The sequence below is a fragment of the Evansella sp. AB-P1 genome (assembly GCF_029688925.1).
Taxonomy (GTDB): domain Bacteria; phylum Bacillota; class Bacilli; order Bacillales; family Salisediminibacteriaceae; genus Evansella.
In genome coordinates, this window is sequence record NZ_JARUKY010000009.1 from 137,069 (window position 1) to 160,834 (window position 23,766).

Sequence of the window (23,766 nt, forward strand, 5' to 3'; positions counted from 1 at the left end):
TTTTTCATGTCATATTCGAATGATAAGACTTTCTATCTTTTTCTAATTACGAGGTATCTTCATTCTGTTCATTTAATTGTTCCTGTTCTATTTCATTGCTTTCTTCATTTTCAACTATGTCATTATCAACTTCTTCGTCATTACTAAAAATAACAAGTTGAACATGAGAACGCCCTGCATCCATCCGAACATTCTGTGGACTATTAAACTGTATTGGAACATCATGTTCCCCTTCTGAAAGATCACTTATATCAATATATAAATGAAGATCACTACGTTCTAAGCGGCCGATTACATTTGAACTACCCATTAGATTTAGGTTTAATGTTCCATCCTCAGGAGAGATGAACTGATAATCTAATCCGTCCTCTAAACCGATAACATCAATGATAAAGTCTGAAAACACTCGTGTATCCTCTTCCGAAATATCAATTCTTATTGTTACGTTTTCAGGAGACACTCTTTCTACATTATTTGGAACTGGTACAGTAACTTCTAATTCTGTATCTTCCGTTACATCACTTAAGTCTACATCCATTAATTCAATAAATGAAATATCATTAATCACATCTATTGGACCATAAATGGTTACTGAGCTTGGTTCTGCTGTAATAGATTCAATAGCAAACCCTTCTGGAAGAGTCCCTTCCCTCCCAATTCTTAAAGGTACTTCCTTATTTGGACTTGTAATAGGAACAGTAACATCTACGGCTGGAGGTGTCGTGTTTATATTTAATTCATTACCGTTTTGATCTAGAACAACAACCCTAGCTGCTTCCTCAAAAGTAGCATCTCTTCCAACAACATCCACATATGCTCGAACTGCTGCGATTTGATCAATCACACCTGTTCCAGCAGTAATTTCAACATTTGATGGATTTGCTGTAGGATTTCCAATTGTATATCCAGGTTCTATGTCCCCTTCATTAAGCAATTCTATATGAACTGGGAAGGAAACTGTCTGCCTTTCTTGAATGTTAACCCTCACTGTACTTGGTCGAACATTCACAGTAAGACCGTTTGGAAAATTTCTATGCTGTACATCTACATAATACTCTCCAGGCTCCCTGTCTCTCACATCTATATAAACCTCATAATCTGACCTCAGTGAGAGTAACGTTAATACATTTTGTGGTCCTCTTAAGGTAACTTCTACCGTCTCAGGAGCAACTGTTATGACATGACTCTCCTCATCATAATAAACATGTAAATCTACATCTCCTAAAACCTTTGAATTGTTCGTAATTGGTAACCCTGTTGGCTGGGTTCCACTTTCAAGATTTACAATTAAAAAGAGCATAATGGCAATAAGTAAAGAAACACCTTTAATTGCCCACGGGTTCTGAAACCACTTATCCATTTTTCTTCCCTCCCCACTGCCAGCGAGAAGTTGTATTAACTGGGTCATTATTTAAAAGCTCATCTTCTAGTAATTTTCGAAGGGCATCTTCTTCTAAATTTCGGTGAATCTCCCCGTTTTTTGTAAGTGATATACCACCAGTTTCCTCTGAAACAACTAACGTGATAGAATCTGTAACTTCACTAACGCCTAATGCAGCTCGGTGTCTCGTTCCTAATTCTTTCGATATAAATGGGTTTTCAGACAATGGTAAGTAGCATCCTGCAGCCATTATTTCATTGTTTTTAATAATTACTGCCCCATCATGTAGTGGTGTATTAGGAATAAAGACATTTATTAAAAGCTCAGAGGTAAGCTTTGCATTCATAGAAATCCCTGTTTCTATGTAATCTGTCATGCCAGTTTCCCGTTCTAATGATATGAGTGCACCAATACGTCGTTTACCCATATAATTTGCTGATTTTATAATATGTTCAATTGAAGCTTTCAGATCTTCCTCTTCTGCTATAGACCCTTTTGAGAATAATCGCCCTCGTCCAAGCTGCTCAAGAGCTCTTCTCAATTCTGGTTGGAAAATAATAATAATAGCTAAAGGTCCATAAATAACAGCTTGTTGCATGACCCATTCTAGCGTTATTAATCCAAATAGCCTACTTAGATACCAAACACCTAAGATCACTGTGATACCTTTAACTAACTGTACAGCACGAGTTCCACGAATAACTAAAATTAATTTATAAATTACATACGCCACTAGTAATATGTCAATGACAACAATAAAAAGTCGAAGTATTGTAATATCTTCAAGGAGTGTAATATTTTCAAACATTTCATATCCCCCAAATGGAATTAGGTAATCTTAACACCTATTATGAGTATGTTACACAACTGGTAACTTTAACATTATAACATAAATAATGTTAAAGATTCTTTCCTATCATCCTATGTACACGAAAGGATGTCTCAACAGGTGTTCCTCATCGAGACATCCTTCCTTATTTATTATTAGCGTTTCCGAAAAGGTTAATAACATCAGAGAAAAACGATTTGGTGTGATACCATAACCATTCAAAAATCATATTAATTTCTTTTATTTCCCCAGTTACTTGCCCTGCTGAGGCTAAATACTGCTCTCCATTTATAACAGTAATATTTCCTAATACTTCCCCTTCGACCTCAATGTTACCATTTCGTACAATTAGATCCCCTGAAATAGTATGACCTTCTGGTATGACGACAACCCTTCGTTCTTCATCAACAATAAAATGCCCATCTCCCTTTACAACGATCTCTTTACCTCCATCAGTCCAAATGGAATTTAAGCTTATGATAAAAACGAGAAAAAATACAGCTGCTGTTATGATGTAAGGGTGTTTTCTAATCCATGTTTTCCATTTTTGGTTATTTGACTGCTTTGGAAGATTCCCCATCACATTAGCAGTAAAATCTTTAGGGGCTTCTATATGGGAGGCACTTTGAATAATGGCAACTGTTTTACGAAGCTCCCTTAAATGCTGTTCACACGCTTCACATTCAACAAGATGACTTTCAAATTTTTTCTTTTCAAGCAGTGTAATTTCTTCATCTAAGTATTTATGCATTACTTCTGCATTTTTTTCACTACAAGCCATTACCGTTCCTCCTTTCTCCAAATTATGAATTTCTAAGTCGTTTTCGTAATGCTTCCCTACCTCGATGTATTCTCGTTTTCACCGTAGCTACAGGAAGATTTAATATGTTACTAATCTCCTTTAAAGAAAGGTCCTGCATATATTTTAGTATAATTGCTGATCGATATTTAGGCGGTAACTCCATTATTTCTTCTTGAATCCATGCTTTCATCTCTAATTGTACTACTTGATCATCAGGAAGTTCTTCATTTGCTGCTATTTGAGAATAGTACGTAAGATCCTCTGTCCCAGCTACTTGGTCTTCTAAATGAAAATCAGGCTTTTTCTTACGTATTCGATCAATTGCAAGGTTTGTTGCAATCCTAAACAGCCAAGTTGAAAACTTCCGGTTCATATCATATGATTCTATATTTACATAAGCGCGTAAAAAGGCTTCTTGGGCTACGTCTTGTGCTTCATGAACGTTGCCTAGCATTCGATAAGCTATTTGATATACCTTATCTTTGTATAGTTCAACTAGCTCAGCAAAAGCTTGCTGATCACCTTTTTTCACTTCCCTTATGATTTTTTTGACCGTTACATCCATAACCGTATAACCTCCACTTCTCTACGGTTATCTCCTTTACGAAAACAACCTATAAAAGGTTTCAAGTAATACTATTATTTTATCATTGGTTTTCAAAATTTCCATTAAAATTTATGGACAAATCCACGTTTCACCACTGTAAGCAGTGGGTAAAATAATAACTAAGACAGGGGAGAACTTAATTATTTTTAAAGGAGGTTCTCATGAATAAAGCTATTTCTAAAAAAGAGTTGTTAAATGAGATTGAATTTGCTAGAGATAAAATGCATCAATTGTCCTGTAAAATGGATCGAACATCTGATGAAGTTGTAGAAGTTAGTACACATCTAGACCAACTGCTTAACGAGTATCAGCATATGTATTATCAAAAAAAGTAATTTGTACTACTAAAACATCTATTATGTCATTTAGATATCGATCACAATAAAAGCTAGAACACTAGGACAAGTCCGTTCGTAAAAGAGTTTTTTTCCTGTATTCCATCCCACTGCTGTTAATTTTAATCCATCTATACATTTTTAAAAGAAAGCTATACATAGGGCTTTCTTTTTTATTATTCCAGGACTGCAAAAGAAGAAATGGTGGTAATTGAATATAATTCCCCGTTGGTCTACATACAGCATCCTAAACCAAACATTTAGTATAAGTGCGTGTTCAAAAAGGAGGATAAAAATAGCCGAGTCGGCTAAAGTCGCAACGTCCTGTTGCAACGCCGACACTAGCACGTCCTGTGCGTCGAAAGATCAAGGCGGCGTAGCTTTAAGTACCGCAGCGTTTGCTTTTAATACGTGAGGAACGGAAAAGCAAGCCAACGCAGAGATTCGACAGATATTTTTCCCGGACTTTTTGAACATCCTCTATAATTACCTTACCTATAAATTGCATTATAAAAAAACCTTGGATTTCTTTTTCATCCAAGGAGTAGTAGTATTATTGGTGGAGCCTAGCGGGATCGAACCGCTGACCTCCTGCGTGCAAAGCAGGCGCTCTCCCATCTGAGCTAAGGCCCCGATCTTTTTTATTAAATTATAAATGGTGAGCCATGAAGGACTCGAACCTTCGACCCTCTGATTAAAAGTCAGATGCTCTACCAACTGAGCTAATGGCTCGTAGAAAATTCAATGATGGTTATCACGAAGCTTACGGACGATGTTTCCCTTTGTTGTCTTACCTGTTCCTCCCTCTACTAGCTTTGCTTTGTAGTGTATGCGCCGGAACAACTCGTAGAAGTAGATTGCCCTCGCTGTTATTTCACATTCGACGAAGTAAATGCTCGTAACTGAGCTAATGAGTCGTAGTAAATTCAATGATGTCTATCACGAAGCTTACGGACGATGTTTCCCTTTGTTGTTTTACCTGTTCCTTCCTCTACTAGCTTTGCTTTGTAGTGTATGCGCCGGAACAACTCGTAGAAGTAGATTGCCTTCGCTTTTATTTCACATTCGACGAAGCGTCTAGTTAGTTCATCTTTCTTAAAAAAATGGCTGGGCTAGCAGGATTCGAACCTGCGGATCACGGAATCAAAATCCGATGCCTTACCGCTTGGCTATAGCCCAACAAAAATTGTTTAAAACAAACGGAGAATCTCTTAGGCAGACACGCTACTGTGCAACGCAAAGTGTGCTCCAGTATATGTATAGAAATAGCCTTTTGGAGCTTCCTAGCGGGCTTGAACCGCTGACCTCATCCTTACCATGGATGCGCTCTACCTACTGAGCTAAGGAAGCGTGGCTCCACAGGTAGGACTCGAACCTACGACCGATCGGTTAACAGCCGATTGCTCTACCAACTGAGCTACTGTGGAATAGTTCAATATGTTGTGAAAACTCCCTTGCTTTACATGCTGTTGTTAGAAGAGAAAATCTCTTAATAAACAAGCTTTCTTTGAGACATTTGATATGATACTATTTATTTTTCAAAAATGCAAGGGATTTCACTAAAAAAATTAATGATTCCATTTCAATCTAATAAAAATTACTGTCTGCCCAATAAATATAACTTCGTTAATATACCAAGTCCTAAATTATATGTCAATCTGTTTTAGATTCTTTATATTTGTTTGTAAATTGTTTTGTTCTCACATACTTTAAATACTCCTTTTGGGATGTAAATCGTTTATATAATTTAAAAATCATCTGGTACCTTTCTTCCATAGCTTGTTTTACAAGGTTATCAATTCGAGAATCTGAAAGATCTAATAAAAGTTCCTCAAGCTCTCTCTTCAGTAAATATTCCATTTCTTTCGATTCCTTATTCGTTAACATCATACCAAGCATTTTACGATTCCTCCTAAAAAGTCCGTGTATCTGAAATTATTTTCGTTTTTTCCAATTTTTATTCATAAATGCCTGTCCATCGAATAGATATTAATTAAGCTTGGACAAGAAAAGGGGGGTTGGGAATGAATTTTATATGGGTTTGGAATGCAAAAACAATAAAGCGTTATATGATAATTGCCATCGCTGCTTTTTTCACAGCAGGAATTCTATTCGTAGAAAGATCACAAATTCCTGTCTTTTCAACTGACGAAGAACCGTTTGCCATTTATAAAGTGGATGCAGAAGACAAAGAAATAGCTCTTACATTTAATATTAGCTGGGGAGAGGAACGAGCTACTCCAATTTTAGATACGCTAAAGGAATTAGATATTGCTGGGACATTTTTTGTATCTGCTGAATGGGCTGAAAGGCACCCTGAGATTGTGGAACGTATTTTGGAGGATGGACATGAATTAGGTAACCACGGATATGAGCATGATCACTATACAAAATGGGATGATGAGAAGATTAAATCTGATATTCAAAAATCCAATCGCATTATTACTGAAGTAAGCAATGAAACACCAAAATACTTACGTCCTCCGAATGGTACTTTCGATGAACGCGTCTTAAATATCGCTGCAGATTTAAATTACGATGTTATACACTGGAGTATTAATTCAGAGGACTGGAAAAATCCTGGTGTAGATACTATTGTTGAAAATGTAATCTCTGAAGTAACAAATGGTGACATTGTACTCATGCACGCATCAGATTCAGCAAAACAAACGAATGAAGCATTACCAGAAATAATTGATCAGTTAAAGAGTAGTGGCTTTAACTTTAACACTATTTCAGAGCTTTTATCCGGTGCTGAAATTTCTTCAAAAGAAGTACATTAGATTAAGAAAAGCACAAGGCGCCCCAATTTAACCTAAGAACACCCACGTCCTGTGGGCAAAGGTTAAATCATCGACGTCCTGTCTCCTATACATCGTTAGAAAAAACTTATAAATTCTACTCTTTAAAAAAACTCGGCCATCATTTAGATGGTCGAGCTTTCACTTTTGTACGATTATTTTTTGTTTGAACGTTTTTATCCTTTTCATCCTTTTGATTTAAGTGATGAAGCACTAAAATTTGCCACGTATTTGCAACTAGTAACGGAACAATGGAGCTTATTAAAAACGTTAATTCATTCTCCCTTAAAGCTGGAATCCACTCAATTGATGTAACTACCACCATAAAAAATACAGTTGGGATAAAAGCTGAGATATTCGTTTCTTTCGTCTTTATATACGCAACAATTAATGCATATGCTAATAATAAAATAGGTAATATTGTATAGCCAAGCATCGATTCCCCGTCTTCTGCAAATAATAAGTGTCTGAAAAACATTAAATCAAATAGAACAAAGGCGATGATAATAACCTGTACCCTATTCCACAACTGCATAGATTTAAATATCCCTAGTCCGAATCGATGAACTGTTAAATAAGCGAAAAATCCCATTTGCGCAATAACAGTCCAAATAGCTGGTGTAATAATAATCATAATAAAACCACCGAATTGTAAATCAGCTAAGTCATTTATATGAGTTCTCCAATCTAAAATAAAGGCAATAATAAATCCAGCTGTAGTACCGATTAGCAATGTTGTATTAAATAAAAAAACAACTTTTCTTGTATTCAATGTAGTTCCTCCCGTAATATGTCAGTCCATTTACTATTTTATCAAAATTTCTTTTTCTTTCGCCAGCTTTTTCTATTTTTTACTCCATTTCTTTTGCTTGTAGAAAGATAACTGTATAATCCCCCTAATGAACATCCATATTATAAATGAAAAAAATAATATTAAATTTATTGAATATCCCTTTTTGCTCTAAATGAATATAAGCGTCGTTATAAGTGATTTTGATGAGATCAGAACAAATGAGACTCCTCGAAAATGTTATCACATTTTCACCTTTCTCAATAAATTAGGTAAGTTATTTCTAAAATCAATTTATTTCCGGAAAAACTGTCGATGGAAAGGAGCCGCTACCAGTGTGGCATTTAAACCGTAACATTCTCTATATTGGTATTATCTTCATTTTGTTAGCTACTAGCACTGGATGTGCAGCAATGGAGGAACAAAATACATCTCAGCCTAGTTATGAAAGCACTAAAAAGATGATGGTAGACATGCTTCAAACAGAAGAAGGAAAAAAAGCAATACAAGAAGTGCTTAAGGATGATGAAGTAAAAACAGCACTTGTTATAGAACAAGATTACGTTCGAGAAACGATACAATCTACATTAACATCAGAAGAAGGAAAAGAATATTGGCAAAAAGTCATGCAGGATCCTGAATTTGCAAAATCATTTGCAGAAAGTATGCAGAATGAGAATGAAAAGCTGTTAAAAAATTTAATGAAGGACCCTGAGTATCAAGAAATGATGATTTCTGTATTGAAAGATCCAGAGATGGAAGAAGAATATTTAGAATTAATGAAAAGTAAGGAATACCGTCAACAAATTATGACTGTAATGACAGAAGCATTTGAAAGCCCTTTTTTCGTAGCTAAAATTAATGAAATTTTGGCTAGAGTTGCCGAAGAACAAATGAAAAAAGATGATGATCAAGAGCAGAAGAAAGAAGATGAAGAAGAAGAATAAAGTTATATTAGTAGAGGAAGAGAAATGAATATGTGAAAGCATCCGCATAGAATGAATCACTCTAGAAAAAGAATATTTTCATTCACCATGGTGCAAATTTCCTATTGAATGGGTGGTCTACCCTGAAAATAGAAGCGTTCTAGAAGCCCAAAAAGCTGGAAAATCATAAGATGTGTTTGCAGTTAAAGGAAATCTTCATACTTCATGGTGCAAGTTTAACTTGCATGAGAATACCCTGAAAATGAATGAAAGGATGTATTTACTGTATTAATACCAGTAAATACATCCTTTTTTATTATTTATTCGTTTTCAATTTTATTAATAACATTGTCTGCCATCTCTAAATAAATTTTCCCAATTGGATGATCTTCTCCATATATGGATGGGGCAAAGTCATTTTCATCAATTTCAGGCTGTCCTAGAGGGATTTGTGCCAAAACTTCACTTTGAAGTTCTTGAGCAAGCTTGTCTCCTCCGCCAGTTCCAAATACATACTCCTTCTCACCAGTTAATTTACTTTCAAAGAAGGACATATTTTCCACTACCCCTAATATTTCATGGTCTGTCTTAATAGCCATAGCACCTGCTCGAGCCGCTACGAAAGCTGCTGTTGCATGGGGTGTTGTTACTATAATTTCCTTTGACTGAGGAATCATCGTATGAACATCTAACGCTACATCCCCTGTTCCTGGCGGTAAATCAAGAATGAGGTAATCAAGCTCTCCCCACTCTACTTCTTCAAAGAAATTTTTCAGCATTTTACCTAACATAGGTCCACGCCAAATAATTGGTGAATTATCTTCAACGAAAAAACCCATTGAAATTACTTGTACATCAAAACGGTTCACTGGAAAGATTCTCTGTCCCTCTACTTTTGGTCTTTCTTCAATGCCCATCATATCTGGAACACTAAAGCCGTATATATCGGCATCAATTATTCCAACTTTTTTCCCTTTTCTCGCTAAAGATGTAGCTAAATTTACAGAAACTGTAGATTTACCTACACCGCCCTTACCACTTGTTACTGCAATAAAGGTGGTGTTTGTCTGATCTAACAACGACTTCTTTTCTTCCGTTGCTTGGCCACCATATTGTTTTACTTCTTCATCTGACATTTTTTCAAAACGTAACCCTACAGAATCAGCTCCAGCTCCTTTTACAGCTGTTACTACCTCCTGTTGTAACTGCATCTGCTCTGCCGTACCTGGTTGAGAGATGGCTAATTTTAAGCTTACCATATTATCTTTAATTTTAAGCTCCTTAACTGCTTGAAGCTCAATAAGGTTTTTTCCTAATACAGGCTCTTGCACGCTTTTTAATGCTTCAAGCACTTGTTCTTCTGTTACCATAGTTACACCGCCCTTTACTAACATCTATGAGTTGGATTCCCGTTTAGTATAACATAAACGTCTAATATTCATGATGATTTACATCACACACATTTAAAAAACTTGGTAAAATACCAAGTTTTCATGGATAAATACTATATTGTTTTAACTACCTGCATTGGGTAAAGGATCATCAGCCATATATCGAAGGATACCTTCATAAATAGAAGCTGCAACCTTTTGTTGGTAATCTTTCGTATCTAATAATTCCGCTTCTGATGGATTTGATAGAAATCCTACTTCAACCAATGCTCCTGGTATATTTGCTTGCTGAAGAACATATACGCTATTTATTGATTTTGCTTCACGATTGGTGTTCTCAAGATTTCTCCTTAATTCCCCTTGAATATGTTTTGCTACATTTTCATTTCCCTCAATTGTTCGATTATAGAAAGTTTGTGCTCCTCGCCATTTTGGAGACGGAATGGAATTTAAATGAATGGATACAAATAAGTCAGAATTGGATTCATTTATTAATGAAACCCTTTTTCGCAAATCCTCTACTTTTCGTGAACGGACACGCTGAGTACTATCCGAAGCTAAATCATAATCCCCTTCTCTTGTCATGAGAACTAAAGCACCAGCTTGCTGCAAATAGTCCCGCAATAAGAAGCTGATTTGGAGAGTCACATCCTTTTCTAATGTACCTGTTTTTGACGAAGCACCACCATCTATACCACCATGTCCTGGGTCTATAACAATTACCTTCCCAGACAAAGGCAAGTGCCACCCCGTTGAACTTCTACTTAAAAACTGTATTTCAATAATTGCAATTAGTAATCCGATTATTAACGCGATGGCAACAAGCTTCCACAATCTTTTCATGTCCTCGTCCCCCTTTGTCCTCACTTTTTATTTATATGGGACAGGACATTTTTTATGATTATTAATGTAGACGAAGTCGGTATTTCTTTTCTCCCTCTTTAAAACCTAAGGTCCACCATTTTTTAATGAATCCAGCACTTCTATGCCATTGCTGCTCCTCTTCTTTTGAATCCAATGAAAACCATGAAGAAAACTGACTAGTCGTTTGTCTAATATAAGTGTTTAGCTCTTCTTTACACCTTTCTTGCACTTGTTCCTCTGTTTCTCCATAATATCCAAACCTTCCATATTCAGAACCAAGTAAATAGGCATCAATCCCAATATCTAAGCAATAATCAATTAGATACAACTTTCCGACTGACTGACCAACTAAATTTTGGAAAAACCGTTCATGTACATCCTTTCTCATATCTTCAATGGATAACGCCCTTAACATGCTACGTTCAAATTTCCATTGCTTCTTTCGCCTTCTTTCGCCTAAATCCGTTACAACGTTCATAATTTAATCGCCTCTACTTTTTTACTCTTATTGTTTATATAGAGGTCACAATCAATTAGGCTAAATACTTGGCATCATTAGTGGATTTACACCATGGGAAACATTACTTTTATATTGTGGTGACTGCAAATAAGAGCTTTTCAATCTATTTTCTAAAGAGACTTCTGGAGAATTTGGCATAATCTCACTCACCATCAAAAGGAAATTTTATAAATTCTAAAACAACAACAAAAACGCAAGTAAAAAGTACATTTACTTGCGCTTGATCTTTATTGTTTAGTCCTCTCTTATTTGACTTTCAATAATTTCATCACGTATAGCCGGTTCATCCATCTCTTTAGAATAGGTGTGTGTTTTTTTGTCCTCCTCGTTCACAAGCTTTGAGGTTTTTATGGTAGCTGATGAAAGGTTTAAATTCGGTGCACCTTCTTCATTCCATTTATTACTCATTCATTCACTTCCTTTCGAAAAAAGAACTACCTATTTGTTAAGGATTATCATACCCATAAGTTCAAAAATAATGAATGAAAAGTTATCATTCTTGAGATAGTAAAATTGATCGATACTTTTGCGAAACCAATTGGGAGGAAAATTATGCCTTACAGAGATAAAAAACAATATCAAGTAACAAGTGGGAGTTTAAAGGACAGCGGTGTGGAAGCGACTTATTCCTATACAACCGGTAATAAACCAGGCACGACAAATAGAAAGAATACAACAAATAAGGATGTAGGACGATAGCTAGCTCATTTTTAGTTATTAAATGATTGTACGTAGACGAAGGAATGTATTTCCGAGGAAATCACAAAAAAGTATGCACTACATTGGTACGAGACTCCCTGTATGAAAAGCAACTGCTACTACGAGCATAAAGCCGATTACTTATCCATAATAAGAAAAGCGCAAGGCGCCCCAATTCCGCCTAAGTACAGCCTACGTCCTGTAGGCAACGGCGTAATATCGACATCCTGTCTCCTAGACACCTTACGTAGAGTGAAAATTTTATACTTTTGTTTCTTATCTTTAAAAAAAGATCTCATCCGATAAGGATGAGATCTTTTGAATATAACAATATTAACGCTTCGAGAACTGAGGAGCACGACGAGCTGCTTTAAGACCGTACTTCTTACGTTCTTTCATTCTAGCATCACGTGTTAAGAAGCCAGCCTTCTTAAGGCTTCCACGGTACTCAGGATCTGCACCTAAAAGGGCACGAGCAACACCGTGACGGATTGCACCCGCTTGTCCTGTGTAGCCTCCACCTTTAACAGATACAAGGACGTTATAAGTACCTTCTGTTTGTGTTTCTACTAGTGGTTGTTTAACAATTAATTTTAACGTTTCAAGGTTAAAGTATTCGTCGATATCTCGGTTGTTGATCACGATGCTTCCGTCTCCCGGAACTAAACGCACTCGTGCAACGGAGTTCTTACGACGACCTGTTCCATAATATTGAACCTGTGCCAAAAAAATTACCTCCTTCTATATTAACCGCGTAGTTCGTATACTTCCGGTTGTTGGGCTTGATGTGGGTGTTCACTGCCTGCATATACGTGTAGTTTCATGCCTTGTTTACGACCTAAAGAATTCTTTGGAAGCATTCCTTTAATCGCTAACTCAAGCATTTTTACTGGCTTACGATCACGCATTTCTTGAGCAGTCATAGTTTTTAATCCGCCTGGATGTTGGCTGTGGCGGTGATAAAGCTTACCTTGTAATTTGTTACCTGTTAAATGAATCTTTTCCGCATTAATAATGATCACATTATCTCCAGTATCAATATGCGGAGTAAATGTTGGTTTATTTTTACCGCGAAGGATGCTCGCAACTTCTGTCGCTAAACGACCAAGTGTTTGTCCTTCTGCGTCAACAACATACCAATTACGTTCTACTTCACTTGGCTTTGCCATATATGTCGTACGCATTTATTTCCCTCCTAATTAACTATCACAAAAACAATTCTGTCAGATCAACTAATTCTTTCTTCGATTCCGTACCCGGGGCTAGTGGGCATAAGAATACCATAGATCATCTTATAACATTTCAAGCCCTATGTCAATAAAATGTTACACCAGGATTCGTTGTCTTTTATATTTTTTTGAAGATTAATTATTTTTACCTCTAGCTTCTTCTATAGCTTTTTGTAATTCTTTCTCCTTATAAAACACTCTAACTAAATAAAGGCCATTTCCAGGAATGGTGAGACCTGCCTCAAATCTGTTTTTTGCTTCAAGAATTTCGGAGATACGATAAGGTGCGAGTTTCCCTGTACCCACATCTAATAAGGTTCCTGTTATAATACGAACCATTTGATACAAAAAACCACTGCCTATATAGCGGAATGTCCAATCATCTCCATCTCGTTCAATGGTAGCAGAAAAAAGGGTTCTTGTTTTTTCCTTTACCGTTGTTTTTGGTGAGGAAAAGCTTGTAAAGTCATGCTTCCCTTCTAAAAGCTTTGCTCCTGCCATCATATCATTATATGACAGCTTCACTGGATGGTGATACTTGTAATGCCTATCAAAAACATTTTTAATCTTATTCGTATATACTCTATAAATATATTCCTTTCCAACCGCATCGTATCGAGCTTGGAAATTAGAATCTACATAGGTCACATGACGTACAAGAATATCTTCAGGAAGAATACTATTTAAAGCCTGTGGCCATCGTTCTTCAGGGATGGACAGGGGGGTATCATAATGTATGGTCTGTCCTACACCATGAACTCCTGCATCTGTTCTACCTGAGCCGTAAACTTTCCAATCATCCACTTTATGCATTTTAGCCAACGCTTTTTCAAACTCACCTTGAACTGTTCTCTTGTTAGGCTGTACTTGATAGCCTGAAAAGTTCGTACCATCATAGGAAATAATTGCTTTTATCCGCTGCATTTTCTATCACCTTTCTCAAGAAAAAAACCTTTCTGTAATGGCTAATAGGGAAAATAGTAAAAATACGATGATGGCTATCGTATCAATCCAACCCCATTGTAACTTTCTAAATTTTGTTCGCTGATTGCCACCTGTATACCCTCTTGCTTCCATAGCAACAGCTAAATCTTCTGCTCGTTTAAAAGACCGAACAAATAGTGGGACAAGAATGGAAACAAATTTTTTTACTCTTTGGATTAGTGACCCTGTTGAAAAATTAGCCCCACGGCTTATTTGTGCATTCGTTATTTTTCGTGTTTCCCCAAGCAATGTTGGAATAAAACGAAGTGCAATTGACATCATAAATGCTAGTTCATGTATGGGAATTCGTAGTTTTTCTAAAGGACGAAGCAGGGTTTCCATTCCGTCAGCAAGGTTAACTGATGTGGTAGTCAATGTTAATAAAGATGCCATGGTTACCAATGTTAGTAACCGTATAGCTATAATAAAGCCTTCTATTACACCTTCTACATAAATAGTAATAAAGAATACCTCAAATAAAATACTTCCTTCGCCAGTTATTATGAGGTGCATCATAAACGTAAATAAGATTATGATTCCGATGAGACGCATTCCCTTTAAGAAGAAACGTAAAGGGACCTGTGATAAATAAAAGGAAACAATCGTAATAAATAGGCCAATGGCTATTATTAATGGATGAGAACTAAAAAATAGAAAGACCATGAATAAAACGATGCAAATTAATTTAGCTCGTGGATCCATTCGATGTATGTAAGAGTCCCCTGGAACGTATTGACCAATGATATTGTTATTTAGCATATCCCCCATTAGTCCCTTTCTAAAAACATTAGTAATTCTTCCACAGTATTATATAAGTCAAACTTTGCTGTATTTATTTTTTTATCTCCACTAGTTTCTTTTAATAAGTGTAACAGTTTCACAGTATCTGGAATACCCAATCCTAGCTGAAGTAATTTATCTCGTTGCTGAAATACCTCTTCTCTTTTTCCACACATCTCTAATTCACCATTATTCATAACTACAATGTTCTGTCCATATTTCACAGCTTCCTCCATCTGATGAGTAACTAAAATAACAGATCTGTCTCCTCTTTCCTTATACCATTCATAAAAAAGCTCCATTATTTCATATTGCCCTTGTGGATCTAGTCCAGCAGTTGGTTCGTCCAAAATTAATATTTTCGGTTCACTTGCTAGGACTCCTGCAATAGCAACACGTCTCATCTGACCACCACTTAACTCAAAGGGGGAACGATTAAATAACATATCAGAGATTCCAACTCTCGATAAAGCATTTCTTCCTATCTCTTCTGCTTCACCTTGTGGAACACCAAAATTTATGGGGCCAAAGGATACATCCTGTAAAACGGTATCATGAAACAGTTGGTTCTCAGGATACTGAAACACCATTCCAACATGCCTTCTAAGCGAAAAAATATCTTTTTCCTTCGTTTTACTGGAAATAATGTACTCCCCTATCTCCATTTTTCCCTCTGTAGGTTGAAGAAGACCATTTATCAATTGAATCAATGTGGATTTACCTGAACCTGTTCGCCCTATAATGACATTATATGAATTCTCCTCAAATGTAACGTTTACTTGTTTCAATGCTTCTCGTTCAAAAGGAGTATTAGGCATATACTTATAAACTATGTTTTTCGCTTTAATTTGCATAACATGTCCACCAGCTTTTTTTCATCGATAATTTCATCTGGTATTACAATTCCTTTTTCTCTTAAAGTATTTATAACTTCATAGATAAATGGTCGTTTAAGTTTCGCCTCTGTTAAAACCTTTTCATCAAAAAGAATGTCTTGTGGTTTTCCATTACGAATGATTTTCCCATCTTTTAGGACAATCAGGCGATCAGCCATCATTGCTTCTTTCATATCATGAGTAATGGTAATTAGCGTAATGTTTTTGTCTTTATTTAATCTTTGTATAGATGAAAGTACCTCCATCCTCCCAGCAGGGTCTAACATGGATGTAGCTTCGTCAAACACAAGGATGCTTGGTTTCATGACTAAAGCACCTGCTATTGCAACTCGCTGCTTTTGTCCTCCAGATAAACGGTGTGGCTCCTGTTTTTCCAGTCCTGCCAAGTCCATTTCATGAATAGCCTCTTGTACTCTTTGTACCATCTCTTCATACGGTACACCCATATTTTCAAGTCCAAAAGCAACATCGTCTTCTACTGTAGGTGCAATAAATTGATTATCTGGATTTTGAAAAACCATCGTAACATTTTTTCGTATCGCTAGAAGATTCTTTTCTTCACAGCTATTCAAACCTACAATAAAAACGTGACCATCCGTTGGAACTAACAGTCCGTTTAGAAATTTTCCTAATGTCGATTTCCCAGATCCATTACGTCCAACAATAGAAACCCATTCACCTGAATGGATGGACAAATGTATATTCTTTAATACATCAACGTCATTGGAGCTATAACGAAAAGAAAGGTTATTAATACGAATGATTTCGTTACCCATGAGATGTCCCTCCATTCTACATTTGTATGATTGGGATCACTATACAAAAAAAGGGCACAGAACCCAAATCTGAAACCAGATCTGGTGTCTCGCCCTTTGAAGAATCAATTAATTGTTAAGCTATTACTACACGAGCTCAATAATCGCCATTTCTGCACCGTCTCCACGGCGAGGTCCAAGCTTAAGCACACGTGTGTATCCACCTTGGCGTTCCTCATAGCGTGGTGCGATATCATCAAATAACTTTTGAACAGCGTTTGTACCTGCCTCTGCATCTGCAACTTCATTACGAATGAATGCTGCTGCTTGACGACGAGCATGTAAGTCACCACGCTTACCTAGTGTGATCATTTGATCAACGATAGAACGTAGTTCTTTTGCTTTAGGTACTGTTGTTTCAATACGTTCGTTGATGATTAAATCAGTAGCTAAATCACGAAATAATGCTTTTCGAGCGCTGCTATCACGACCTAATTTTCTATAGCCCATGAGTGTCCCTCCTTCTCAAGTCAAAATTTCTACGTATTTTCATAGTGAGATGAAGTATGGGAAAAAATATTAATAGTTTGTTCAAAAGTTTTTCAACTTCTTAAACTACGAATTTCTATTCTTCCTTACGAAGGCCTAGGCCTAATTCACCTAGCTTTTCTTGTACCTCTTCTAAAGATTTTCTTCCGAGGTTTCGAACCTTCATCATATCTTCTTCTGATTTGTGCGTTAATTCTTGTACTGTATTAATACCAGCACGCTTTAAACAGTTATAGGAACGAACGGACAAATCTAATTCTTCGATTGTCATCTCAAGAACTTTTTCTTTTTGGTCTTCTTCTTTTTCGACCATAATCTCTGCATGTTGTGCTTGATCAGTTAAGCCAACAAAAATATTTAAGTGCTCAGTTAAGATTTTTGCGCCCAAGGAAACTGCTTCTTCTGGACGAATACTTCCATCTGTCCATACATCAAGGGTCAATTTATCATAGTTTGTAATCTGACCTACCCGTGTGTTTTCAACTTGATAGTTCACACGTGCAACAGGAGTATAGATAGAGTCAACTGGAATAACTCCGATTGGTAATTCTTCAGAGTTATTTCCTTCAGCAGGAACATACCCTCTTCCAGTGCTCGCAGTAACTTTCATATGAAATTGAGCTCCCTTTGAAAGAGTTGCAATATGGAGGTCAGGGTTTAAAACCTCCACATCACTATCATGCATAAAGTCTGCAGCAGTGACAACCCCTTCTCCTTGCGCTTCAATTTCTAACGTTTTTTCTTCGTCTGAGTAAATTTTAAGAGCGAGTTTCTTTAAGTTTAAAATGATAGACGTTACATCTTCTACTACACCTTCAATGGTAGAAAACTCATGGAGAACACCATCAAACTGGACGCTAGTTACAGCTGCCCCTGGTAGAGAAGATAATAGAATTCGGCGGAGAGAATTCCCCAAAGTTGTACCATAACCACGTTCTAACGGTTCTACTACAAATTTCCCGTACGATGCATCTTCACTTATTTCAATCGCTTCAATTTTTGGCTTTTCTATTTCGATCATTAAACAAACCCTCCTTCAAAACGTCGAAACCCCGGTTGAAGTCCATTCGTTCAACCGGAATCCCTCATTGGGTACATCCCGACCTGTCACGAAACCGTCAATATCTTACAAAGAGTAGCCATTTCGGCAAACGACTCTTAAACCATTATTGACAAGGGTATGGACTTCCATACCTCTGATGCGACTATACTCTACGACGTTTTGGTGGACGGCAACCGTTATGTGGAACTGGAGTTACATCTTTAATCATGTTTACTTCTAACCCAGTAGCTTGAAGTGAACGGATTGCTGCTTCACGTCCAGCGCCAGGTCCTTTTACTGATACTTCTACAGTTTTCATACCATGTTCCATTGCTGCTTTAGCTGCTGTTTCAGCTGCTGTTTGAGCTGCGAATGGAGTAGACTTACGTGAACCTTTAAATCCTAAAGCTCCCGCACTAGCCCAAGAAATCGCATTACCACGTGTATCAGTGATCGTTACGATTGTATTGTTAAATGTAGAACGAATGTGCGCAATACCGGATTCAATATTTTTACGTTGACGACGCTTATTACGAGTCGTTTTCGGTTTAGCCATAATCGACCATTACCTCCTTTACTTCTTCTTATTTGCTACAGTACGACGAGGACCTTTTCTTGTTCGTGCATTATTTTTGGTTTTTTGCCCACGAACAGGAAGACCACGACGGTGACGAATACCGCGATATGATCCAATTTCAATCAAACGCTTAATGTTTAAAGAAACTTCACGTCGAAGGTCACCTTCGACTTTATATTTATCCATAACTTCACGGATTTTACCTAATTCGTTTTCCGTTAAGTCACGTACGCGTGTATCCTCAGAAACACCAGCTTCTTTTAAAATCTCACTAGCACTGGTTTTCCCGATTCCAAATACGTACGTTAATGAAACGACAACTCGTTTGTCACGAGGAATGTCGACACCAGCTATACGTGCCATTCCTTACACCTCCTGTGAATTAGCCTTGTTTTTGTTTGTGCTTAGGGTTTTCGCAAATTACCATAACGGTACCTTTTCGACGAATAACCTTACATTTTTCGCAAATTGGTTTAACGGATGGTCTCACCTTCATGCTTTTTACCTCCTTGTGTTGCGGAGTAATATTGATCTGTTTGTCTTTATTTATAACGATACGTGATACGACCACGAGTTAAATCATACGGAGACAATTCTACGGTTACTTTATCACCTGGTAGTATACGAATGAAGTGCATGCGAATTTTACCAGAGACGTGAGCCAAAATTTTATGTCCATTTTCTAGTTCAACTCGGAACATTGCATTAGGAAGTGGCTCAATTACAGTTCCTTCAACCTCAATTACATCTTCTTTGGCCATGAATTTACTCTCCTTCCTTCAGTAAATTATCATCAATATATGTTGAAATTGCAAATCGCAATTTGGCATTGGTAACACGACCCGTTTCAACGATGCTACTTTTCACTTCAGGAACTAGAATGTTTAGCTGCTCAACATGTTGAATGTTCTTCTTTTTTGCACGATCTACTTTCCGTTTATCACCGTCAGCAATTCGAACAAAACGATCATCCAATATTTCTATTATACAAGCAAACTGTCCTTTGTCCCTTCCATTCAATATTCGCACAAGCTCACCCACTTGTGGAATCGATTCAGGATCTTTCATTTAGTGACCACCTTTTTTCATTCGGTTTTTGTCAAAATTTCACATCCTGTATCAACAATAGCAATTGTATGTTCAAAATGGGCACACATTTTCCTATCTGTTGTTACGACCGTCCAATTATCCTTTAACGTTCGGACATGCCGTGAACCTGCATTTACCATCGGTTCAACAGCTAAAACCATTCCTGGTCTTAATATAGGACCTTTTCCCGGAGGACCAAAGTGAGGTATTTGTGGATCCTCATGAAGATCCTGCCCAATTCCATGTCCTACATATTCTCGAACGACTGAAAATCCATGTTCTTCAACATATGATTGAATGGCATGTGAAATGTTGGATAGACGATCGCCTGGTTTTGCTTCCGCAAGTCCTTTATATAGTGATTCTTCGGTGACTTTAAGTAGCTTACGGTTTTCTTCTGAAGTTTCTCCCACTGGATAGGTCCATGCAGAATCTCCGTGATACCCTTTATACTTAGCGCCAATATCAATACTAATAATGTCGCCTTCGTTGAGTACCCGATTTCCTGGGATACCGTGTACCAATTCTTCATTTACTGAAGCACAGATGCTCCCAGTAAATCCATTATAGCCTTTAAAAGATGGAATCGCATCATGTTGTCGAATAAAATTGTCTGCAATACTATCCAATTCCTTCGTTGAGATACCAGGCTGGATATGTTGCTGTAATTCTTGGTGTGTTAGTGCAACTATTTTACCTGCAATACGCATTATTTCTATTTCTCTAGGCGTCTTACAAATAATCATTTATTGCTCCCAATTAGAATATTATCTATATCATTAAAAACTTCATGGATCTCTTTGTTTCCATCTAAGCTTCGTAAATATCCTTTACCTTGATAGAAATTAACTAAAGGCTGAGCCTGCTCAAGGTTAACTTCTAATCTTTTTCCAACGGTTTCTGGTTTATCATCATCCCGTTGAATTAATTGGCTACCATCTTTATCACATTTCCCAGCTACTTTAGGAGGATTATATAATTCATGATACGTTGCTCCACATGTTGGACAAATCCAACGACCTGTTAAGCGTTTAAACAAATCCTCTTTTGGTACTTCGATATATAAAACATGATCGAGTTGACGACCAAGATCTTTTAACATTTCTTCCAAAGCTGTTGCTTGTGCAACTGTTCTCGGAAAACCATCAAGTAAAAAGCCGTTATTACAATCCTCTTTACTTAATCGTTCACGGACAATTCCTATAGTCACTTCATCAGGTACAAGATTTCCTTCATCCATAAAAGCTTTTGCTTTTAGTCCCAACTCTGTACCGTTTTTTATGGCTGCTCGGAACATGTCTCCTGTGGATATATGAGGAATTCCGTATTTTTCAACTATTTTTTCTGCTTGGGTTCCTTTTCCAGCTCCTGGAAGCCCCATAAGTATCAAATTCATCTCTACCCCTCCACCGTTATTATACTATTGAAAGCTAAGGGAGAAGTACTCCCTTATCCTATTTTATAAAACCTTTATAGGATCGTTGTATCAATTGGCTTTCAATTTGTTTCATCGTATCTAAAGCTACACCAACAACAATCAATAATCCTGTTCCTCCAATTTGAACTGCTGGAGGTAACCCTGCCAGTGATGTAAAAAACACTGGAATTATTGACACTGCTGCTAGAAATAGAGCTCCGACAAATGTCAAACGATAAAGAATTCGAGTGATATATACTTGTGTCGTTTGACCAGGACGAATTCCAGGAATATAACCACCTTGTTTTTTCAGGTTATCAGCCATCTGCTCTGGATTCACTTGAACAAACGTATAGAAATATGTGAAACCAATGATTAAAGTTGCATAAACAACGAGACCAAGCGGATTCTCATAATTAAAGTTTGTAGTAATCCATCCAGCAATAGCATTTTCATCCCCAATAAAACCTGCTACAGTCGGTGGAAAAATGAAAAGTGACATTGCAAAGATGACAGGAATTACCCCCGCTGAGTTTACTTTTAAAGGAAGGTGAGTTGATTGACCTCCTTGTGGCTTCCCAGCAACTACCCGTTTAGCATATTGTACAGGTATTTTCCTTAATGCTTGTTGAACGAATACAATTCCAACGATGATTGCTAACATAGCAAGAATTAATAATGCGATGATCACGATATTAATAAACAACGCATCCCCTGCTTCTTGAATATGTGTAGCATAAATTTGGTTTACACCAACGGGAATTCCGGCAGCAATACCACCGAAGATGATAATAGAAATACCATTCCCAACACCTTTTGCTGTAATTTGTTCCCCAAGCCACATAAGAAACGCTGTACCAGCTGTAAGCGTAGTAGCAATTAACAAGTATGTTGTAACACTTGGATTTGGAACAAGTCCAGTAAACAGATTGTTAAATCCAATAGACATTGCTAACGCTTGGAAAAATGCAATGACAATCGTACCGTATCTCGTTACTTGCGCTAATTTTCGACGACCAGCTTCACCTTGTTTTGACCATTCGGCAAATTTAGGTACAACATCTAATCTTAAAAGCTGAACGATAATAGATGCTGTGATATACGGCATGATTCCCGTTGCAAAAATAGAAAAATTCTCTAATGCTCCACCGCCAAAGGTATTTAAAAATCCAAAGGCGTTCATTTCTCCAGCAAAATCTAATCTTGCTGGATCAACACCTGGAGCAGGAATATGAGCACCGATACGAAAGACGACCAACATCGCTAAGGTGAAAAAGATTTTATTTCTTAAATCACCGATACGCATTATATTGGAAATCGTTCGAAACATCAAACCACCTCAGTCGTTCCGCCAGCAGCCTCAATCGCTTCTTTTGCAGAAGCTGAGAATTTATGAGCTTTTACAGTAAGTTTTGTTTCTAACTTACCATTTCCAAGAACTTTAATCCCGTCTTTTTCGTTGCTAATAACGCCTGTTTCAATTAATAGTTCTGGCGTTACTTCAACGCCATCTTCGAAACGATTTAACGTTTCTACATTAACTATTGCGTATACTTTTCGAGTCGGATTTGTAAAACCACGTTTTGGTAAACGCATGTAGATTGGCATTTGGCCACCTTCAAATCCAGGACGTACTCCACCACCAGAACGAGAGTTTTGTCCTTTATGTCCTCGACCAGCAGTTTTACCGTTACCTGATCCAATACCACGTCCAACACGGTTACGTACTTTTCGTGATCCTTCAGCAGGTTTCAATTCGTGAAGTTTCATGTTGACACCTCCTCAACTGTTTATCGATTATGCTTCAATTTCTTTTACACTGACGAGATGAGAAACTTTTGTTACCATTCCGCGAATTGCTGGATTGTCCTCTTGAACGACAGTGTGATTCACTTTTCGAAGACCTAATGTCTTCACAGTGACGCGCTGATCTTCTGGGCGTCCGATCAAGCTACGTTTGAGGGTGATCTCTAATTTGTTTGCCATGCCAAATCCCTCCTTAACCTAGCAGCTCTTCTACTGATTTGCCGCGTAGTTTCGCAACATCTTCTGGACTCTTCAACGCTTCTAATCCTTGAATTGTTGCACGTACCATATTGATTGGGTTGTTAGTTCCTAAAGATTTAGAAAGAATATCTCCAACACCAGCAAGTTCAAGTACAGCACGAACAGGTCCACCTGCAATAATTCCAGTACCTTCAGATGCTGGTTTTAATAGCACACTACCTGCTCCAAATTTTCCAGTAATTAAATGCGGAATAGTTGTGCCTTGAATAGGAACACTAATTAAGTTCTTCTTAGCATCTTCAATTCCTTTACGGATCGCTTCTGGTACTTCTTGGGCTTTCCCCATACCAAATCCTACGTGTCCGTTTTTGTCTCCTACTACAACTAATGCAGCAAAGCGGAATCGACGTCCACCTTTAACAACCTTTGCTACACGGTTGACAGTAACGACTCTTTCTTCAAGTTCCAATTTATTTGGGTCGATACGCATGAATTT

The 23,766-nt window shown here is 37.3% G+C and carries 33 protein-coding genes and 5 tRNA genes; 4 read left to right on the forward strand and 34 right to left on the reverse strand.

The features are described 5' to 3' along the window. Positions 1 to 46 precede the first annotated feature (46 nt). From QA612_RS11250 to sigW, 4 genes are all read right to left on the reverse strand, one after another. Positions 47 to 1,360, reverse strand: coding sequence for a CdaR family protein (locus tag QA612_RS11250; protein WP_278283912.1), 1,314 nt, complete (start codon positions 1,358 to 1,360; stop codon positions 47 to 49). Beyond that, complete coding sequence (cdaA, locus tag QA612_RS11255; protein ID WP_278283913.1) at positions 1,353 to 2,189, reverse strand: diadenylate cyclase CdaA; 837 nt, start codon at positions 2,187 to 2,189, stop codon at positions 1,353 to 1,355. Before cdaA ends, QA612_RS11250 begins: the two co-directional genes overlap by 8 nt. A 166-nt stretch (positions 2,190 to 2,355) precedes the next feature. Then, positions 2,356 to 2,991, reverse strand: coding sequence for a zf-HC2 domain-containing protein (locus QA612_RS11260; RefSeq protein WP_278283914.1), 636 nt, complete (start codon positions 2,989 to 2,991; stop codon positions 2,356 to 2,358). Positions 2,992 to 3,013: 22 nt separating this feature from the next. After that, entirely contained in the window at positions 3,014 to 3,577 is a 564-nt protein-coding gene (gene sigW / locus QA612_RS11265; RefSeq protein WP_278283915.1) for an RNA polymerase sigma factor SigW, read from the reverse strand. 203 nt (positions 3,578 to 3,780) lie between these two features. Between sigW and QA612_RS11270 the strand changes: the two genes are divergently transcribed. After that, entirely contained in the window at positions 3,781 to 3,954 is a 174-nt protein-coding gene (locus QA612_RS11270; protein WP_278283916.1) for an aspartyl-phosphate phosphatase Spo0E family protein, read from the forward strand. 557 nt (positions 3,955 to 4,511) lie between these two features. Here the strand turns inward: QA612_RS11270 and QA612_RS11275 are convergent. The 6 genes from QA612_RS11275 to QA612_RS11300 all read right to left on the reverse strand — a co-directional run bounded on the left by QA612_RS11275 (position 4,512) and on the right by QA612_RS11300 (position 5,853). Next, positions 4,512 to 4,587 (reverse strand) — tRNA-Ala (locus tag QA612_RS11275). Between the two features lie 23 nt (positions 4,588 to 4,610). Then, a tRNA-Lys gene (locus tag QA612_RS11280) sits at positions 4,611 to 4,686 on the reverse strand. A 372-nt stretch (positions 4,687 to 5,058) separates the two neighbouring features. Next, positions 5,059 to 5,133: transfer RNA gene (locus QA612_RS11285), tRNA-Gln, on the reverse strand. 95 nt (positions 5,134 to 5,228) lie between these two features. Then, a tRNA-Thr gene (locus QA612_RS11290) sits at positions 5,229 to 5,304 on the reverse strand. Between the two features lies 1 nt (position 5,305). After that, positions 5,306 to 5,381: transfer RNA gene (locus QA612_RS11295), tRNA-Asn, on the reverse strand. A gap of 226 nt (positions 5,382 to 5,607) precedes the next feature. Further along, positions 5,608 to 5,853: a hypothetical protein gene (locus QA612_RS11300; protein ID WP_278283917.1), complete on the reverse strand. Its 246-nt coding sequence runs from the start codon at positions 5,851 to 5,853 to the stop codon at positions 5,608 to 5,610. Positions 5,854 to 5,978: 125 nt separating this feature from the next. On the opposite strand from QA612_RS11300, the gene pdaB reads away from it, so the two are divergent. Further along, on the forward strand, positions 5,979 to 6,737 hold the full coding sequence (pdaB, locus tag QA612_RS11305; RefSeq protein ID WP_278283918.1) for a polysaccharide deacetylase family sporulation protein PdaB: 759 nt from the start codon (positions 5,979 to 5,981) through the stop codon (positions 6,735 to 6,737). Between the two features lie 139 nt (positions 6,738 to 6,876). Here the strand turns inward: pdaB and QA612_RS11310 are convergent, their stop codons facing one another. Next, complete coding sequence (locus QA612_RS11310) at positions 6,877 to 7,527, reverse strand: KinB-signaling pathway activation protein (protein ID WP_278283919.1); 651 nt, start codon at positions 7,525 to 7,527, stop codon at positions 6,877 to 6,879. Between the two features lie 353 nt (positions 7,528 to 7,880). Here QA612_RS11310 and gerD point away from each other — a divergent pair, with 353 nt between their 5' ends. After that, the gene (gene gerD, locus QA612_RS11315; RefSeq protein ID WP_278283920.1) at positions 7,881 to 8,492 is read left to right on the forward strand and encodes a spore germination lipoprotein GerD; all 612 of its coding nucleotides are present in this window, start codon (positions 7,881 to 7,883) and stop codon (positions 8,490 to 8,492) included. Positions 8,493 to 8,791: 299 nt separating this feature from the next. Here gerD and QA612_RS11320 read toward each other — a convergent pair whose 3' ends face one another. The 4 genes from QA612_RS11320 to QA612_RS11335 all read right to left on the reverse strand — a co-directional run bounded on the left by QA612_RS11320 (position 8,792) and on the right by QA612_RS11335 (position 11,654). Then, positions 8,792 to 9,841, reverse strand: coding sequence for an Mrp/NBP35 family ATP-binding protein (locus QA612_RS11320; protein WP_278283921.1), 1,050 nt, complete (start codon positions 9,839 to 9,841; stop codon positions 8,792 to 8,794). 144 nt (positions 9,842 to 9,985) lie between these two features. Next, entirely contained in the window at positions 9,986 to 10,705 is a 720-nt protein-coding gene (gene cwlD, locus QA612_RS11325) for an N-acetylmuramoyl-L-alanine amidase CwlD (protein ID WP_278283922.1), read from the reverse strand. Positions 10,706 to 10,766: 61 nt separating this feature from the next. Then, positions 10,767 to 11,204, reverse strand: a complete 438-nt coding sequence (locus tag QA612_RS11330) for a DUF2521 family protein (RefSeq protein WP_278283923.1) — start codon at positions 11,202 to 11,204, stop codon at positions 10,767 to 10,769. Positions 11,205 to 11,480: 276 nt separating this feature from the next. Beyond that, entirely contained in the window at positions 11,481 to 11,654 is a 174-nt protein-coding gene (locus QA612_RS11335) for a hypothetical protein (protein WP_278283924.1), read from the reverse strand. A gap of 144 nt (positions 11,655 to 11,798) precedes the next feature. Here QA612_RS11335 and QA612_RS11340 point away from each other — a divergent pair, with 144 nt between their 5' ends. After that, complete coding sequence (locus QA612_RS11340; protein WP_278283925.1) at positions 11,799 to 11,945, forward strand: hypothetical protein; 147 nt, start codon at positions 11,799 to 11,801, stop codon at positions 11,943 to 11,945. Between the two features lie 333 nt (positions 11,946 to 12,278). Here QA612_RS11340 and rpsI read toward each other — a convergent pair whose 3' ends face one another. The 19 genes from rpsI to rpsE form a co-directional block, all read right to left on the reverse strand. Then, a complete protein-coding gene (gene rpsI / locus QA612_RS11345; protein ID WP_278283926.1) occupies positions 12,279 to 12,671 on the reverse strand; it encodes a 30S ribosomal protein S9 in 393 nt (130 codons plus the stop codon). A gap of 20 nt (positions 12,672 to 12,691) precedes the next feature. Further along, positions 12,692 to 13,129: a 50S ribosomal protein L13 gene (gene rplM / locus QA612_RS11350; RefSeq protein WP_278283927.1), complete on the reverse strand. Its 438-nt coding sequence runs from the start codon at positions 13,127 to 13,129 to the stop codon at positions 12,692 to 12,694. Positions 13,130 to 13,309: 180 nt separating this feature from the next. After that, positions 13,310 to 14,098: a tRNA pseudouridine(38-40) synthase TruA gene (truA, locus tag QA612_RS11355; protein WP_278283928.1), complete on the reverse strand. Its 789-nt coding sequence runs from the start codon at positions 14,096 to 14,098 to the stop codon at positions 13,310 to 13,312. A 15-nt stretch (positions 14,099 to 14,113) separates the two neighbouring features. Then, positions 14,114 to 14,917, reverse strand: coding sequence for an energy-coupling factor transporter transmembrane component T family protein (locus QA612_RS11360; RefSeq protein ID WP_278283929.1), 804 nt, complete (start codon positions 14,915 to 14,917; stop codon positions 14,114 to 14,116). A gap of 8 nt (positions 14,918 to 14,925) precedes the next feature. Further along, positions 14,926 to 15,792 (reverse strand): energy-coupling factor transporter ATPase, encoded by an 867-nt coding sequence (locus tag QA612_RS11365; RefSeq protein ID WP_278283930.1) that lies wholly within the window; start codon positions 15,790 to 15,792, stop codon positions 14,926 to 14,928. Next, complete coding sequence (locus QA612_RS11370) at positions 15,768 to 16,610, reverse strand: energy-coupling factor transporter ATPase (RefSeq protein WP_278283931.1); 843 nt, start codon at positions 16,608 to 16,610, stop codon at positions 15,768 to 15,770. The genes QA612_RS11365 and QA612_RS11370 overlap by 25 nt, the downstream gene beginning before the upstream one ends. Positions 16,611 to 16,736: 126 nt before the next feature. Then, positions 16,737 to 17,099, reverse strand: coding sequence for a 50S ribosomal protein L17 (rplQ, locus tag QA612_RS11375; protein WP_278283932.1), 363 nt, complete (start codon positions 17,097 to 17,099; stop codon positions 16,737 to 16,739). Positions 17,100 to 17,214: 115 nt separating this feature from the next. Continuing rightward, positions 17,215 to 18,159: a DNA-directed RNA polymerase subunit alpha gene (locus tag QA612_RS11380; protein WP_278283933.1), complete on the reverse strand. Its 945-nt coding sequence runs from the start codon at positions 18,157 to 18,159 to the stop codon at positions 17,215 to 17,217. A gap of 184 nt (positions 18,160 to 18,343) precedes the next feature. Next, positions 18,344 to 18,736 carry a 30S ribosomal protein S11 gene (rpsK, locus tag QA612_RS11385; RefSeq protein WP_278283934.1) on the reverse strand — a complete coding sequence of 131 codons (393 nt, stop codon included), beginning with the start codon at positions 18,734 to 18,736 and terminating at the stop codon, positions 18,344 to 18,346. A gap of 18 nt (positions 18,737 to 18,754) precedes the next feature. Beyond that, positions 18,755 to 19,120, reverse strand: coding sequence for a 30S ribosomal protein S13 (gene rpsM, locus QA612_RS11390; RefSeq protein ID WP_278283935.1), 366 nt, complete (start codon positions 19,118 to 19,120; stop codon positions 18,755 to 18,757). 19 nt (positions 19,121 to 19,139) lie between these two features. Further along, complete coding sequence (rpmJ, locus tag QA612_RS11395) at positions 19,140 to 19,253, reverse strand: 50S ribosomal protein L36 (RefSeq protein WP_003322638.1); 114 nt, start codon at positions 19,251 to 19,253, stop codon at positions 19,140 to 19,142. Positions 19,254 to 19,299: 46 nt separating this feature from the next. Then, positions 19,300 to 19,518, reverse strand: coding sequence for a translation initiation factor IF-1 (infA, locus tag QA612_RS11400; protein ID WP_010896341.1), 219 nt, complete (start codon positions 19,516 to 19,518; stop codon positions 19,300 to 19,302). A 4-nt stretch (positions 19,519 to 19,522) separates the two neighbouring features. Next, positions 19,523 to 19,825, reverse strand: a complete 303-nt coding sequence (locus QA612_RS11405; RefSeq protein ID WP_278283936.1) for a KOW domain-containing RNA-binding protein — start codon at positions 19,823 to 19,825, stop codon at positions 19,523 to 19,525. Between the two features lie 17 nt (positions 19,826 to 19,842). Beyond that, entirely contained in the window at positions 19,843 to 20,592 is a 750-nt protein-coding gene (gene map / locus QA612_RS11410) for a type I methionyl aminopeptidase (protein ID WP_278283937.1), read from the reverse strand. Beyond that, positions 20,589 to 21,242, reverse strand: coding sequence for an adenylate kinase (locus QA612_RS11415; protein ID WP_278283938.1), 654 nt, complete (start codon positions 21,240 to 21,242; stop codon positions 20,589 to 20,591). The genes map and QA612_RS11415 overlap by 4 nt, the downstream gene beginning before the upstream one ends. A 58-nt stretch (positions 21,243 to 21,300) precedes the next feature. Beyond that, positions 21,301 to 22,593, reverse strand: a complete 1,293-nt coding sequence (secY, locus tag QA612_RS11420; protein ID WP_278283939.1) for a preprotein translocase subunit SecY — start codon at positions 22,591 to 22,593, stop codon at positions 21,301 to 21,303. Next, on the reverse strand, positions 22,593 to 23,033 hold the full coding sequence (gene rplO, locus QA612_RS11425) for a 50S ribosomal protein L15 (RefSeq protein ID WP_278283940.1): 441 nt from the start codon (positions 23,031 to 23,033) through the stop codon (positions 22,593 to 22,595). The genes secY and rplO overlap by 1 nt, the downstream gene beginning before the upstream one ends. 27 nt (positions 23,034 to 23,060) lie before the next feature. Next, complete coding sequence (gene rpmD, locus QA612_RS11430; protein ID WP_278283941.1) at positions 23,061 to 23,249, reverse strand: 50S ribosomal protein L30; 189 nt, start codon at positions 23,247 to 23,249, stop codon at positions 23,061 to 23,063. Between the two features lie 13 nt (positions 23,250 to 23,262). After that, positions 23,263 to 23,760 (reverse strand): 30S ribosomal protein S5, encoded by a 498-nt coding sequence (gene rpsE, locus QA612_RS11435; protein WP_278283942.1) that lies wholly within the window; start codon positions 23,758 to 23,760, stop codon positions 23,263 to 23,265. Positions 23,761 to 23,766 lie beyond the last annotated feature (6 nt).

Excerpts from the sequence above, each read along its gene's own strand:
- QA612_RS11250 (WP_278283912.1), bottom strand. The coding sequence starts at position 1,360 with ATGGATAAGTGGTTTCAGAACCCGTGGGCAATTAAAGGTGTTTCTTTA.
- cdaA (WP_278283913.1), bottom strand. The coding sequence starts at position 2,189 with ATGTTTGAAAATATTACACTCCTTGAAGATATTACAATACTTCGACTT.
- QA612_RS11260 (WP_278283914.1), bottom strand. The coding sequence starts at position 2,991 with ATGGCTTGTAGTGAAAAAAATGCAGAAGTAATGCATAAATACTTAGAT.
- sigW (WP_278283915.1), bottom strand. The coding sequence starts at position 3,577 with ATGGATGTAACGGTCAAAAAAATCATAAGGGAAGTGAAAAAAGGTGAT.
- QA612_RS11270 (WP_278283916.1), top strand. The coding sequence starts at position 3,781 with ATGAATAAAGCTATTTCTAAAAAAGAGTTGTTAAATGAGATTGAATTT.
- QA612_RS11300 (WP_278283917.1), bottom strand. The coding sequence starts at position 5,853 with ATGCTTGGTATGATGTTAACGAATAAGGAATCGAAAGAAATGGAATAT.
- pdaB (WP_278283918.1), top strand. The coding sequence starts at position 5,979 with ATGAATTTTATATGGGTTTGGAATGCAAAAACAATAAAGCGTTATATG.
- QA612_RS11320 (WP_278283921.1), bottom strand. The coding sequence starts at position 9,841 with ATGGTAACAGAAGAACAAGTGCTTGAAGCATTAAAAAGCGTGCAAGAG.
- cwlD (WP_278283922.1), bottom strand. The coding sequence starts at position 10,705 with ATGAAAAGATTGTGGAAGCTTGTTGCCATCGCGTTAATAATCGGATTA.
- QA612_RS11330 (WP_278283923.1), bottom strand. The coding sequence starts at position 11,204 with ATGAACGTTGTAACGGATTTAGGCGAAAGAAGGCGAAAGAAGCAATGG.
- QA612_RS11335 (WP_278283924.1), bottom strand. The coding sequence starts at position 11,654 with ATGAGTAATAAATGGAATGAAGAAGGTGCACCGAATTTAAACCTTTCA.
- QA612_RS11340 (WP_278283925.1), top strand. The coding sequence starts at position 11,799 with ATGCCTTACAGAGATAAAAAACAATATCAAGTAACAAGTGGGAGTTTA.
- rplM (WP_278283927.1), bottom strand. The coding sequence starts at position 13,129 with ATGCGTACGACATATATGGCAAAGCCAAGTGAAGTAGAACGTAATTGG.
- truA (WP_278283928.1), bottom strand. The coding sequence starts at position 14,098 with ATGCAGCGGATAAAAGCAATTATTTCCTATGATGGTACGAACTTTTCA.
- QA612_RS11360 (WP_278283929.1), bottom strand. The coding sequence starts at position 14,917 with ATGCTAAATAACAATATCATTGGTCAATACGTTCCAGGGGACTCTTAC.
- QA612_RS11365 (WP_278283930.1), bottom strand. The coding sequence starts at position 15,792 with ATGCAAATTAAAGCGAAAAACATAGTTTATAAGTATATGCCTAATACT.
- QA612_RS11370 (WP_278283931.1), bottom strand. The coding sequence starts at position 16,610 with ATGGGTAACGAAATCATTCGTATTAATAACCTTTCTTTTCGTTATAGC.
- rplQ (WP_278283932.1), bottom strand. The coding sequence starts at position 17,099 with ATGGGCTATAGAAAATTAGGTCGTGATAGCAGCGCTCGAAAAGCATTA.
- QA612_RS11380 (WP_278283933.1), bottom strand. The coding sequence starts at position 18,159 with ATGATCGAAATAGAAAAGCCAAAAATTGAAGCGATTGAAATAAGTGAA.
- rpsK (WP_278283934.1), bottom strand. The coding sequence starts at position 18,736 with ATGGCTAAACCGAAAACGACTCGTAATAAGCGTCGTCAACGTAAAAAT.
- rpsM (WP_278283935.1), bottom strand. The coding sequence starts at position 19,120 with ATGGCACGTATAGCTGGTGTCGACATTCCTCGTGACAAACGAGTTGTC.
- rpmJ (WP_003322638.1), bottom strand. The coding sequence starts at position 19,253 with ATGAAGGTGAGACCATCCGTTAAACCAATTTGCGAAAAATGTAAGGTT.
- infA (WP_010896341.1), bottom strand. The coding sequence starts at position 19,518 with ATGGCCAAAGAAGATGTAATTGAGGTTGAAGGAACTGTAATTGAGCCA.
- QA612_RS11405 (WP_278283936.1), bottom strand. The coding sequence starts at position 19,825 with ATGAAAGATCCTGAATCGATTCCACAAGTGGGTGAGCTTGTGCGAATA.
- map (WP_278283937.1), bottom strand. The coding sequence starts at position 20,592 with ATGATTATTTGTAAGACGCCTAGAGAAATAGAAATAATGCGTATTGCA.
- QA612_RS11415 (WP_278283938.1), bottom strand. The coding sequence starts at position 21,242 with ATGAATTTGATACTTATGGGGCTTCCAGGAGCTGGAAAAGGAACCCAA.
- secY (WP_278283939.1), bottom strand. The coding sequence starts at position 22,593 with ATGTTTCGAACGATTTCCAATATAATGCGTATCGGTGATTTAAGAAAT.
- rplO (WP_278283940.1), bottom strand. The coding sequence starts at position 23,033 with ATGAAACTTCACGAATTGAAACCTGCTGAAGGATCACGAAAAGTACGT.
- rpmD (WP_278283941.1), bottom strand. The coding sequence starts at position 23,249 with ATGGCAAACAAATTAGAGATCACCCTCAAACGTAGCTTGATCGGACGC.
- rpsE (WP_278283942.1), bottom strand. The coding sequence starts at position 23,760 with ATGCGTATCGACCCAAATAAATTGGAACTTGAAGAAAGAGTCGTTACT.